The organism is Leptotrichia trevisanii DSM 22070 (assembly GCF_000482505.1).
GTDB lineage: Bacteria > Fusobacteriota > Fusobacteriia > Fusobacteriales > Leptotrichiaceae > Leptotrichia > Leptotrichia trevisanii.
Genome location: NZ_AXVL01000023.1, coordinates 21826 through 35409, shown reverse-complemented (window position 1 = coordinate 35409; position 13584 = coordinate 21826). Strand labels below are relative to the sequence as shown.

The following is a 13584-nucleotide window of genomic DNA, read 5'->3' as shown; positions in this document are numbered from 1 at the left end:
AAAAACTTGAAAAAATTAATAATTTTGATGTTGCTTGGATGCAGTATGACGAGTTTTGCTCTTTTTGATAAAATAAAAAAGGAGATAAAATGGAAGGAAGAAGAAAAGCCACGATTTAATCAGGTAAAAGTGATGATTGATGGGGAAGAGAAAATGCGAAAGGTTATACCAGGGCGATATGAGATAAAATTGTTTGAAATTACGTATCCAACTGATTTATTTGGGAAAAATAGATTTTATAATGAATTTAATACTTTTTTGAAAAATATAAAAAAAGGGAAGAAGTATTCATTGCTTCTGGAAAATAGATTTTATCAGGAAATGCAGGATATAAAAATTGATCAGCTTTCAGAAGAGGAAAAAATATTAGAACTACCTGCATCTTCTTTGGATGAATATTATAGACAGCAGATGGTTGCAATGTCAAGTGGTGCTAATTTGACAGAATACATTGGGACGGATCAGGAATATTTAAATAGACAGATTTATGTACTTTATGAACTTCTGAATAAGTCTAATTTCAAACCAACAAATGTTTATTCTGAATTAGATAAGGAATTTTTAATTGAAGAATTGAGAAATCATCGAAAGGAAGTTGTGGAAAACTTTGAAAAATCAAATGTAGAATTTTTTATAAAGGAAACTTATGAAAATTCAGGATTAAATAAATTTAAAGATGATTCTGTATATAAATTTGACAGGGATATTGTGATTTCCGATAAGTTGGAGGATCAGGCGGTATTGCCGGAACTTCAGAGAAATGTTTATTTAACAGGTTTTCCTGATGAAATTATTGAAAAACTTGCTAAAAATCAGTTAAAATTGAAAAGAACACCATTATTGCTTGAAAATAGCGAATATCACGGCTATACTTATAATGAAAACAATACAGTGGTGTTTATAGGAGGAGAAAATCCTAAGTATTATTACAAGGATTATAAGATAAATGTAGTTAAAAAACCGATAGAAGTGCTTAATTTGTTAAAAACAAGCTCTAATTATTATGTGTCAGATTTTTTTTAGATAAATATTAGTTAATTATTTGTCTTGTATATCAAGACTTGCTATGGTACAATAAAAATAAGGGAGAAATATTAAATAAAAGGTGGAGTATAATTTGAAATATCTGTAATTTAGTGAATTAAAAAATGAAAAAATAAAATCAGAAAGGGAAAGTCGAATGAGTGAATATATTTTGGAAATGAAAAATATACGAAAAGAATTTTTGGGTGGAAAAATTGTCGCAAATGATGATATTACGCTGAAGGTGAAAAAAGGGGAGATTCATGCGATTGTTGGAGAAAATGGAGCTGGAAAATCTACACTTATGAAGATTTTGAACGGACTATATTCTCCGACTTCTGGCGAGATTTTTTACAAGGGGGAGAAAATTGACATTGACAGTCCTACAACTGCGGCAAATTTGGGAATTGGGATGGTTTATCAGCATTTTATGCTAATTGATACCTTGACGGTTGCTGAAAATATGGTTCTGGGATTTGAACCTAAAAAGGGTGGAGTTTTTTTTGACTTGAATACTGCGAGAAAGCAAGTTAGGGAAGTTTCTGAAAAGTATGGGCTGAATATTGATCCAGATGCAAAAGTATCGGATTTGTCAGTTGGGATCCATCAAAGAATTGAAATTTTGAAAATATTGTTTAAAGGTGCTGAATTACTGGTATTTGATGAGCCGAGTGCGGTGCTTACACCACAGGAAGTAAAGGAACTTTATGAGATTATGAGAAATCTTATAAAAGAGGGAAAAACGATTATTTTTATTTCACATAAATTACAGGAAGTGCTTGATTTATCAGATAATATTACAGTTATTCGTCGTGGAAGCGACGTTGGGGAACTAAAAACTGTGGAAGCTACAAAGGAAAAAATTGCCAATCTTATGGTTGGACGTGTTGTGCTGTTCGAAGTGAAACGTCCAGATGTAAAACTTGGGGATGTAGTTGTAAAAGTTGAGAATTTGACAATAAAAAGTGGAGGCATTGAGAAAGTTAAGGATGTTTCATTTGAAATCCGTGAAGGTGAAGTGCTGGGAATAGCCGGAGTACAGGGAAATGGACAGACTGAACTTATTGAGGCTTTGGCAGGACTTGCAAAAGTTGATAGTGGAACATATTTTATAGATAACGATGAGCTGGAAAACAAGACACCAAAACTTATTAAGGAAAAAGGACTTTCCCACATACCTGAAGACAGACATAAAAGGGCGACTATTGATGATTTTACAATGGAAGAAAATATGGCTTTGGGACTTCAGGATCAGTATTCTAAGGGAGTATTGCTGGATTATAACGAAATTGAGAAAAAAACTGATGAATACATAGAAAAATATGATATTAGGCCAACGGATGGAAAAATCAAGTTTGGCGGACTGTCTGGTGGAAATCAGCAGAAAGTTGTTGTAGCAAGGGAGCTGGAGCGTGAAAATAAATTTATTATTGCGGCACAGCCTACAAGGGGAGTCGATATTGGTGCAATTGAGATGATACACAATACGATTTTGAATGAAAAAACTCAGAAAAAGGCGATAATGCTTGTTTCGGCAGAGTTATCAGAAATAATGGCGTTAAGTGACAGAATTGCGGTAATGTATTCAGGAAGAATTGTAGGAATTTTGGATAGAAAAGACGCAACAACAGAAAAATTAGGAATATTAATGGCAGGAGGGAAAATAGATGATTAAAAATAAGATAAAGGATTTTCTACCATCTATAATTGCAGTATTAATCGCATTAATTATTGGTGGAATGATAATGATAACAAAAGGCGTAAATCCATTTACAGCCTACATTGATATGATGCGAGCAGCTTTTTATCAAACTTCTCCGAGATCTCCGTTATTCAGCGGACTTGCAAAGACATTATTTATTGCGACACCATTAATATTTTCGGCACTTGCCACAATGGTAGCCTTTAAAGCGGGATTATTTAACATAGGAATGCAGGGGCAAATGATTGCAGGAGGGCTTGCTGCTACTTTCTGGGCAATCACATTTAGAAATTATGTTTTTGGGAATGTATTTGTTGTAATAGCTGTGGCTATAATTGCAGGGTTTTTGTGGGCTGGAATAGCTGGACTGTTACGTGCAAAATTTGGAGTAAGTGAAGTAATCAGTACGATTATGTTAAACTACATTATAATTGAAGTACAAAATTTCTTGTTAAATGGGCCTTTAAAGGATCCTACTTCACAAAATACACAATCTCCACGTGTTTTTGAAGGGGCAAGATTGCCATTACTTTTTGCAAAGATTACAAAACAGAACTTAAATTTCGGTTTTATAATAGCAATTCTTCTGACAATAGGAGTTTATTTCTTTTTCAAATATTTCAAAAAAGGATATGAAATAAAAGCAGTTGGGCAAAGTGATACAGTTGCTGAAAATGCAGGAATCAATCCAAGACATATTATGTTTTTGGCAATGGGAATTGCTGGAGCGTGTGCTGGACTTGGAGGAGCTGAACGTGTTTTAGGTGGAGCTTCTCAATACACATATACAGAACTTATAATGGGAGATTATGGATTTACAGGACTTGCAGTAGCACTTCTTGGAAAAAATAACCCATTTGGAATATTAGTTGCGGCTATATTTTATGCGGCACTTGAAGTTGGGGGACAAATGTTACAACAAAGATATCAGATTGACAAGGATATTGTATTTATTGTACAAGCGTTAATCATAATTTTTGTAGCATCAGAAAATTTATTTAAATTTATGCTTAATAAAAAGAAAGCAGCATAAATTTAATTATTAAATAAAAAATATTGAGTCAGAAAGGAAAAATAAAATGAATATATTACAACAAATATTTAATTTATTGCAGCAGACAATAATAATCGCACCTCCAATTCTTATAACAGCCGTAGGAGCATGTATTTCTGAAAGAAGTGGAATTGTTAATATTGGACTTGAAGGAATTATGCTAAGTTCAGCATTTGCAACAGCAGTTGCTAATATAACTACAGGGAATCCATATTTAGGAATAATTTCTGGAATGATAGTGGGAGTTTTAATTTCACTAATTCATGCAGTAATAAGTATTAATCTTAAAGGAAATCAAATTATAAGTGGAGTTGCAATAAATTTATTTGCAGCTGCGATAACTTCATATTCTATAAAAGCCATCTATAAAACTGCTGGAAGTACTCCATTGGCAAAGTCATTGGCAAATCGTCCATTAATGATAATCATAATCTATGCAATTGCCATAGCAATGTATTTCTTCTTATATAAAACAGTTTTAGGATTGAGAATTCGTTCCGTTGGAGAACATCCGTTAGCGGCCGATACAGTTGGAATAAGTGTTTATAAGACAAGGTACATTGCTGTGCTTATATCAGGTGCATTAGCAGGACTTGGTGGGGCTTATCTTACAGCTGTACTGCTTCCGTCTTTTTCAAACAACATGTCAGCAGGGCGTGGATATATCGCCTTGGCAGCAATGATTTTTGGGAAATGGAATCCGATAGGAGCAATTTTAGCAAGTTTATTATTCGCTTTTGGACAAGCATTCGCCGACATTTCCAAAACAATAGGACTCCCAATATCTCAGCAATTTTTGACAATGATACCATATATTTTGACATTGTTGGCCTTAGTTGGATTTGTAGGAAAATCGAAAGCACCGAAGGCATCAGGATTGCCATATGAAAAATAAAATTTGATAATTAAAAAAAGGAATAAAAATGACAAAATCTTATCAGGAAATAAATGCAGAAACAATTAATCGCTGGATTGAAGAAGGCTGGGAATGGGGACAGCCAATTAGCCACGAAACTTATTTGAATGCTAAGAATGGCGATTGGAATGTTCTCTTGACACCAGTCAATCCTGTACCGCACGAATGGTTTGGAAACTTAAAAGATAAAAAAATATTAGGACTGGCTTCTGGTGGTGGACAGCAAATGCCTATATTTGTTGCTTTGGGTGCAAACTGCACTATTTTGGATTATTCAGATAAACAGCTGGAAGCTGAAAAAATGGTTGCAGAACGTGAAAAATATGAAATAGAAATTATCAAAGCTGATATGACAAAAAAATTACCATTTGCAGATAACAGTTTTGACATAATTTTTCATCCAGTAAGCAACTCCTATATCGAAAAAGTTGAACCGGTATTTAAAGAATGCTACCGAATCTTGAAAAAAGGTGGAATTTTATTGTGCGGACTGGATATTGGAACAAATTATACTGTAGATGAAAAGGAAGAAAAAATCATCAATAGTCTTCCATTCAACCCATTAGTCAATGAAGAGCAAAGAAAACAGCTGGAAGAACAGGACTGTGGAGTTCAATTTTCTCACACAATATCAGAACAGATAGGCGGACAGTTAAAAGCTGGATTTAGACTAACAGATATTTACGATGATACAAATGGATTTGGAAGGTTGCATGAACTTAATATTGCAAGTTTTGTGGCGACAAGAGCAATAAAAGAATAAAAATGAAAAAGCTGTTTTATAAGTTTTTCAAAAATAACTGACTTATGAAGCAGTCTTTTTTTTTGTAAAAATTTTTGTAGACTGGAGTATAAAAAAATGGTAATATTAGATGATGAAGAATATAATAAAGTTTGGGATATATAGTAAAATTGCTTTAAAACTGAACTCAAACTCTAAATTTATACTATTTTAATAGTTTTTTTTAATGGAGTCGAGTCTATTTATATTAAGTTATTTTAACGCAGAGGCATCAGACGCCATGCCTCTGCACTCCCGCTTTACGCAAAACTTTCTTATAAGAAAAAAAGAAAACTCGCTTTTGAATAAAAATTTATTTATTTCAAATAGGCAAATATTATTTAAAAGTTTTTCAAAAGCTCAGACAGTTCTTTTTCTCTTAACGAAATTTTGCTTGATTTTTGTTTTAGTTAAATAATTTTATTGTAGCTAAATGAAAGTTGTCGTGATTTTTTTGGGAATGAAAACGATTGTTTGAGCGAAGTTTTACGTAGCGAGTTTCCTTTTTATTTCAAAAAAATGCTTAGACGAGCCAGGATTGTAAAGGGGATGGCGATTGATCCCCTTTACGTAAAAAAGTAAAAAACATATAAGATATACAAAAATATTGATTTAATATAATTTACTTAAAAAAATTTAAGTGAAAGCATTATTATAAATTTTTAAAAGTAAAACTTGAGTTATTAATTATTTTGAGTAAAAAATAAAAAAATGATTGGTTTATTGAGGGGAATTTTAGGAGAGAGGAACATCGAAAAGAATGAAAGACAACAAGATAAAAATTATTGGAGCAAGAGAGCATAATTTGAAGAATATTGATATTGAGATTCCTAAGAATGAGCTTGTAGTAATTACAGGTGTTTCGGGGAGTGGGAAGTCTTCGCTTGCGTTTGATACGATATATTCGGAAGGGCAGAGAAGGTATGTGGAGAGTTTGTCTGCTTATGCGAGAATGTTCATTGGGCAAATGCAGAAGCCTGAACTGGATAGTATTGAGGGGCTTTCGCCTGCGATTTCGATTGAGCAGAAAAGTGTTTCTAAGAATCCACGTTCAACTGTTGGGACAACTACGGAAATTTATGATTATATGAGGCTTTTATGGGCACACATTGGAGAGGCGCATTGTCCGATTTGTCATCAGAAGGTGGAAAAGCAGTCGATTCAGGAAATTGTAGATAATCTTGTGAATGGACGGAATGAAAAGGACAAATTGATAGTGTTATCGCCTGTTGTTATTGATAAAAAGGGGACTCATAAAAATCTGTTTTTGAATTTGCAAAAAAGAGGGTTTCAGAGAGTTCGGGTAAATGGTGATATTTTGGATTTGAATGATACAATTGACTTAGATAAGAATAAAAGACATAATATTGAAGTTGTTGTGGATAGACTTGTTGTAAAAAAAGATGACAAGGAATTTTTGAGCAGAATGACAGAAGCTATCGAAACGGCAAGTGAGCTTTCCAATGGAAAAATTATTGCAAATGTGAATGGAGAAGATAACAAGTATAGTGAAAATTTTTCCTGTCCAAATCATCCTGATGTGATTTTTCCAGATGTTGTGCCAAGACTGTTTTCGTTTAATGCACCTTATGGGGCTTGTGAAGTTTGTAACGGGCTTGGTTCAAGGCTGGAAGTGGATGAGAACAAATTGATTGTAGATGAAAATTTGTCAATTAATGAAGGTGGAATTGTTTTTCCAGGAGCGACTACAAAAAAGGGGTGGAACTGGGATTTATTTACGGCAATGGCAAAAGCACATAAAATCGACTTGGATAAAAAGGTGTCTGAATTGACTCGAAAAGAGAAGGATATAATTTTTTACGGAAGTAATAAGAAGTTTAAGTTTTCTTGGAGCGGAGATAGCTTTAGTTATAATGGAAATAGGGATTTTGAAGGAATTGTGAATGGTATTGAGCGTCGGTATAGGGAAACTGCTTCTGAGTCTGCAAAGGAAGAAATTGAAGCAAAATATATGACGGAAAGAACTTGTAAGACTTGTAAGGGGAAAAGGCTGAAAGACGTTGTATTGGCGATAACTGTAAACGATAAAAGCATCATTGACTTGACGGAAGTAAGTGTTGTTGATGCATTGAAATTTTATGAAAATATTACGCTTACTGAAAAGCAGATGCAAATTGCAGCTGAAATACTGAAGGAAATAAAAGAGCGGCTGAAATTTATGATAAATGTGGGGCTTGATTATTTGAGCCTTTCTAGAATGACAAAAACCCTATCTGGTGGGGAATCGCAGAGAATAAGGCTGGCAACTCAGATTGGAAGTAGGCTTACGGGCGTAATTTATGTGCTGGATGAGCCTAGTATTGGACTTCATCAGAGGGATAATGATAAATTGCTTGCAACATTGAAGGATTTACGTGACATTGGGAATAGCCTGATTGTGGTTGAGCATGATGAGGATACGATGAGGGAAGCTGATTATCTGATTGATATAGGGCCGGGAGCTGGAATTAATGGTGGAGAAATCGTTGCAGAAGGGACTCCGAAGCAAGTTATGAAAAATAAAAAATCATTGACTGCACAATATTTGAATGGAAAAATAAAAATAGAAGTACCTGAAAATAGAAGAAAAGCCACTAAGGAAATCGTTTTAAAAAATGCGAAGGGAAATAATCTGAAAAATGTTACAGTACACATTCCTTTGGAAGTATTTACCGTAGTTACAGGAGTTTCTGGAAGTGGAAAATCGACATTGATAAATCAGACACTTTATCCAGAACTTCACAACAGGCTGAATAAAGGAAAATTGTATCCACTGGAAAATGGCGGAATAGACGGGCTTGAACATTTGGAAAAGGTTATTGACATAAATCAGTCGCCGATTGGAAGAACACCTCGTTCAAATACTGCAACTTATACAAAATTATTTGACGATATAAGAGATTTATTTGCTCAGACAAATGATGCAAAAGTGAGAGGGTATAACAAAGGAAGATTTTCGTTCAATGTAAAAGGTGGGCGATGTGAAGCCTGTGGTGGTGCTGGAATTAATAAAATTGAGATGAATTTCTTGCCAGATGTTTATGTGGAATGTGAAGTTTGTAAGGGAAAACGTTATAACAGGGAAACGCTGGAAGTGCATTACAAGGGAAAAAGTATCTCAGATGTGCTGGATATGACGGTTGAGGAAGCATACGAATTTTTCAAGAATATTCCGACGCTTGAGAGAAAATTGCAGACATTGATTGACGTGGGAATGAACTATATTCAGCTAGGACAGCCTGCTACAACTCTTTCTGGAGGGGAAGCCCAAAGAATAAAACTTGCTACAGAACTTTCTAAAATTTCACGAGGGAAAACGATTTACGTGCTGGATGAACCGACGACGGGACTTCATTTTGAAGATATTAGAAAACTGCTGGAAGTGTTAAATCGGCTTGTGGAAAAAGGGAATACAGTGCTTGTAATCGAGCATAACCTTGATGTTATAAAATATGCTGACTATATAATAGATATAGGGCCTGAAGGCGGGCATAAGGGCGGACAGATTATTGCAAAGGGAACTCCAGAGGAAATAATAAAATCTCGAAAATCACACACGGCGAAATTTTTGAAAAAATATCTGAAGTAAAATTTTACATTGAAAGACAAAACTAACTTTAAAAATATGAAATAATAAATAATATTTTGTATTATTAGGGCAAGCAAATACCTGATAAAACTATTTTAAAATAAAATCAGGTAAGTTGTAGCAAAGAAAAGGAGAATAAGATTGGTTATGAAAAGTAAAAATTCATTTTTAAAAACGGCGTTATTAATGCTGATAATGATGTTTGGAGTAATTTCCTGCGATTTTTTGGCAAATAAGACAATTCGTGTGCCAAAGTCGGTAATTGAGGCAAAGACTAAGGAAAAATTTCCGATTACAAAAAACTTTCTGGTAGGAAAAATTACTGTAAAAAATCCTAAGATTTCATTTAAGGATAACAGAATTTACCTTACAACTGATTATGATGCTTCATTGCTGGCGGACAGATCAGAGGGAGTTATTGAACTAAATAGTGAAATTAAGTTTGATGAAAAAACGGAGCAGCTTTATCTGGTGGATATGCAAGTGGAAAGAATTCTGGATAAAAATGGAAAAGATGTTGTGGCAACACCTGCTGCAAGATCAATGAAGGCAATAATAACAAATTATCTGGAAACAAATCCAGTTTATAAATATGAACAGGATGACAAGAAGAAAGTTAAAGTAAAAAATATGTTTATAAAAAATGGGAAGTTATTTGTTCAGACTTAATTGAATAACAGAATAAGTTAAAATTACAGTGGAATTTAGATTTCGCTGTATTTTTTTGAAATAAAGTTGTAATTTTCAGATTTCTTTGATAAGATTAAATATGAGATACTTTTTAGGAAGGAAAATACAAAATTGGAGAAATTATTTGATAAATTAAAAAAATTGACAAGTTTATCTATCGTGGATAGAGGAAGTAGATATTTTAATAAGAAAAAAGTGGAGTTGACTACACTTATAAAAACAGGAGATAAGATAACTGTTGAATCGAGAGTTGTGGGAAGTTATGGGAACAGTTATTATGTGGATATAACTTATTTTGCAGGTAATAGAAAACAGGATGAAAACATAGTGTATGAATGCAACTGTCCAAATTTTTCTGATACTGGAAAACCGTGTAAACATATTATTGCAACAGGGATGGCGGCTGACAAGGAAATTGAGGCTGGAAATATTTATTTTAAGGAAAATAGGGAATTTAAAAGGGAAGAAGAAGAGGCTTTAGAAACGCTTCAAAGAGATTTGGAAATAAAAAAAGCATTTACTAAAAAAGATGCACATGTAGATATTGAAAAAGAGGCGATTGAAAAGTTTAAGGAAAAACTGCTGGATTTGAAAAATAGGATTGACAAAGATAAAATTCCAGATTCAGAAAAAAATGAGTACAAGCTGGAACTTGAAATAAGTCAAGTGGTATCCACATTATCAGCTCTGAGGGTAAAGGCAGGGGAAAAGAGTTTAAATTATGTAAAGGATTTGGAATCTTTCATCTATTCAATAGAAAAAGGGCAGTCTTATGAAGTTACATCAAGAAATGTTTATAATCCAGATTTGCATTATTTCAATGAAACAGATAAAAAAATAATAAAAAATTTGGACGATTATTTTAAGAAAAAACAGGGATTTGGAATGCATTTTAGCAATTATTATGGAAAGCCGCAGGGCGAGCCAATGAATCCGTTGCTGGCAGAACAGATATTTTCAGCCATAGAAAATAAAAAGACAATAAAATCTGAAGGCAAGACACTTTATGTTACAGGGGAATACGAGCCAATATTCGCATTTCAAAAGGATAAACGAGGAAAAGAAAAAATAATTCTAAGAGATTTTATAGTTTTATCATCTACAAGCCGTTATTTTAGCTTGAGAAACGGCATATCAAACATTGAAAAATTTCATAAAATGAGAGATGTGGAATGGGAGATAATGGATACTCTTACAGATGGAACTAAGAAAGGAACAGAATATCTAAACGAAATATCTGGAAAATTGATTAATGAAATAAAAGAAGTGCTTTCAAAATACGAAATTCCAGTTGCCAAAATTATAGAAGAATATGGGAAGGTAAATATTTTTGTGGAAGAAGGGTATGGTAAAAATAAACTTCAGGTAACGATTTCTTGCCTTGAGGAAAGTATTAGAACAAATGATGGTTATTTTATTCCGAAAAAAAATGAAAAGTTACAAAAAGAAATTTCTGAAAATTTTCAAAAATATGCAGATGCAAAGATTATTGATAACTATTTGGGATATGGATTTTATAATATGCCAAAACATCTTAAATCAACTGACATTGTACTGGAAATTGACAAAAACGAGTTTCTTGCGATGGCGGATATTATTGATGAAAAATATTCTGAAAATGTCAATATTAATGTGAGTGATAAAATAAAAAAAATTCGTAGAGTTGGTGTGGAAATAAATATAAAGTCTGTTGGAAATGAACTTTTTAGCGTAAATTTCAATATTGAGGGAATTGATGAAAAAGATGTGGAAACAGTTTTGGAATCAGTAAGGAATGAGGAGAAATTTATTACGCTGTCAAGTGGAGAACTTGTAAAAATTGCCAATAGAAGTTCAGAAGAGATGGTTGGAATTGTCGATATAATGACTGATTTACGAATTGGAGAAAATAAAATTTCCAAAATAAAGGCTTTGCAGCTGGCACAAATTTCTGGCAGTATCAATGAGGAACTAAATGAAATGGAGGAATTTAAGCAGCTTTTCCAAAAAATAAAAAAACGTGAAAGTAAGGAGCCGTCAAATATAAAGGTAAAACTGTTTCCTTATCAGCAAATTGGCTTCAACTGGTTAAAAAATATGTATGACATTGGCTTTGGAGGAATTTTGGCGGATGATATGGGGCTTGGAAAAACTTTGCAGGCAATTTCGCTTATTTCGGAAATTCAGCTGGAAAATAAGGATTTGTTTGGAATAATTATTGTTCCAACTTCGCTTTTGCACAATTGGAAGGAGGAATTTTATAAATTTTCGGATATAAAGCCAATTCTTGTAGAAGGGACAGCTGATGTAAGAAAAGAATTGATTGAAAAAGCTGAAAAAGGGATTTTGATAACAACTTATCAAACTTTCAGAAACGATGTGAAAAATTATAAAAATAAAAAATTCGATGTGGCAATATTGGATGAGGCACAAAATATTAAAAATGTATCATCGCTTGTAAAAAAGGCAACAAATAAATTAAATAGTTCTGTAAATTTTGCCCTTACAGGAACTCCAATCGAAAACAGCCTCATGGAACTCTGGTCAATCTTTGATTTTATTCTGCCAAGCTATCTTGACAACATAACAAAATTCAGAAAAAAATACAAAAATTCATTAAACAATCCAGATTCTAAAAAAATATTTAACCTGAAAAATATAGTTTCTCCATTCATTTTACGAAGAACAAAAGGTGAAGTGCTGACGGAACTGCCTGAAAAAGTGGAAAACAACATGATTGTCGAATTAAGTGAAGAGCAGAAAAAATTATACATGGCATATGTGAAACAGGCAAAAAAGGAACTTAGAGGATTTAAAAAGGAAGAAAATAATAATTTGAAAGTGTTGGCAATTTTGACAAAGTTACGTCAAATCTGTAATTCTCCACAGTTATTTGATGAAAATTACACAGGTGAAGTTGCCAAAATTGAATTATTAAAGGAACTAATGCCTGATATTTTGAGAAATAACCATAGAATGCTTATATTTTCACAATTTCTAGGAACGCTGGAAGAAATAAAAGCAGAGTTGGAAAAGGAAAATGTCAAATATTTTTACATAGATGGAAGCATAAAGTCAAAGGAACGTATGGAAATTTCCAAAAAATTCAATTCAGGAGAAGGGCAAGTTGTGTTAATTTCATTAAAAGCTGGAGGAACGGGGCTAAATCTAGTCGGAGCAGATGTCGTAATCCACTACGATCCATGGTGGAATTTTGCTGTGGAAACTCAGGCAAGTGACAGAGCTCACAGAATTGGACAGAAAAAAAGCGTCCAAGTTATAAAATTAATAACAGAAGGCACAATTGAGGAAAAAATAATAAAAATTCAGGAAAAGAAACGAACTTTGAGCGAAAATATTTTGGAAAAAAATAATAAAAATGGTGATAAAGAAGCGAAAGAAATTTTTGAGATGGATGAAAAGGAATTGATGAAGCTTTTGAGTTTTGATAAATAGAATATTGCTTTAATAAAAGATTTTAAAAATTTCAGGAATTTGGATTATAATACTTACAAAAAAAGAAATTTTTATAACATTGACAACCTTTGGAAAAAGTGATATACTAATCTAGTCATACTAGCCGGGGAGTTAGCGGTGCCCTGTATCTACAACCCGCTTTAGTAGAGGTGATGTCAAATTTGAGGGAAATTTTAGTGTCAACGTCTTATTTTTAAAAGTGTTGAGAAAATAGTCCTGTATTGTAGAGAGTTAGCGAAATGTGTCAGGTTGGGAACGAAGCAGCACTAAGTTAGTTTCTTTAGGTTTACGGGGTAGCTATTTTTGAGCTTTTGTCTTAAGAAACGGATGGTAGAATATTTTCGAGAATTTGATGTATGACTTTTTATTTTTA

8 protein-coding genes and 1 other RNA gene are annotated in these 13584 nt (G+C 33.1%); all 9 read left to right on the top strand.

The genetic code is table 11. From position 1 onward, the window contains the following. Positions 1–6 precede the first annotated feature (6 nt). Entirely contained in the window at positions 7–1023 is a 1017-nt protein-coding gene (locus K324_RS0106215) for a hypothetical protein (protein WP_026748402.1), read from the top strand. Positions 1024–1180: 157 nt separating this feature from the next. Beyond that, positions 1181–2698 (top strand): ABC transporter ATP-binding protein, encoded by a 1518-nt coding sequence (locus tag K324_RS0106210; RefSeq protein WP_026748401.1) that lies wholly within the window; start codon positions 1181–1183, stop codon positions 2696–2698. Then, on the top strand, positions 2691–3758 hold the full coding sequence (locus K324_RS0106205) for an ABC transporter permease (RefSeq protein WP_026748400.1): 1068 nt from the start codon (positions 2691–2693) through the stop codon (positions 3756–3758). The genes K324_RS0106210 and K324_RS0106205 overlap by 8 nt, the downstream gene beginning before the upstream one ends. Before the next feature lie 46 nt (positions 3759–3804). After that, the gene (locus K324_RS0106200; RefSeq protein ID WP_026748399.1) at positions 3805–4674 is read left to right on the top strand and encodes an ABC transporter permease; all 870 of its coding nucleotides are present in this window, start codon (positions 3805–3807) and stop codon (positions 4672–4674) included. A 28-nt stretch (positions 4675–4702) separates the two neighbouring features. Beyond that, positions 4703–5458 carry a class I SAM-dependent methyltransferase gene (locus K324_RS0106195; protein ID WP_026748398.1) on the top strand — a complete coding sequence of 252 codons (756 nt, stop codon included), beginning with the start codon at positions 4703–4705 and terminating at the stop codon, positions 5456–5458. A gap of 778 nt (positions 5459–6236) precedes the next feature. Further along, positions 6237–9065: an excinuclease ABC subunit UvrA gene (gene uvrA / locus K324_RS0106190; RefSeq protein ID WP_026748397.1), complete on the top strand. Its 2829-nt coding sequence runs from the start codon at positions 6237–6239 to the stop codon at positions 9063–9065. Between the two features lie 147 nt (positions 9066–9212). Beyond that, positions 9213–9734, top strand: coding sequence for a DUF1439 domain-containing protein (locus tag K324_RS0106185; RefSeq protein ID WP_026748396.1), 522 nt, complete (start codon positions 9213–9215; stop codon positions 9732–9734). Between the two features lie 132 nt (positions 9735–9866). After that, on the top strand, positions 9867–13190 hold the full coding sequence (locus K324_RS0106180) for a DEAD/DEAH box helicase (RefSeq protein ID WP_026748395.1): 3324 nt from the start codon (positions 9867–9869) through the stop codon (positions 13188–13190). Positions 13191–13305: 115 nt separating this feature from the next. Then, positions 13306–13571: signal recognition particle sRNA large type (gene ffs / locus K324_RS15480), an RNA gene on the top strand. The last annotated feature ends 13 nt before the right edge of the window (positions 13572–13584 follow it).

Bases quoted from the DNA above. Each gene is read 5' to 3' on its own strand.
- K324_RS0106185 (WP_026748396.1), top strand. From the start codon at position 9,213: ATGAAAAGTAAAAATTCATTTTTAAAAACGGCGTTATTAATGCTGATA.
- K324_RS0106205 (WP_026748400.1), top strand. From the start codon at position 2,691: ATGATTAAAAATAAGATAAAGGATTTTCTACCATCTATAATTGCAGTA.
- K324_RS0106200 (WP_026748399.1), top strand. From the start codon at position 3,805: ATGAATATATTACAACAAATATTTAATTTATTGCAGCAGACAATAATA.
- K324_RS0106210 (WP_026748401.1), top strand. From the start codon at position 1,181: ATGAGTGAATATATTTTGGAAATGAAAAATATACGAAAAGAATTTTTG.
- K324_RS0106195 (WP_026748398.1), top strand. From the start codon at position 4,703: ATGACAAAATCTTATCAGGAAATAAATGCAGAAACAATTAATCGCTGG.
- uvrA (WP_026748397.1), top strand. From the start codon at position 6,237: ATGAAAGACAACAAGATAAAAATTATTGGAGCAAGAGAGCATAATTTG.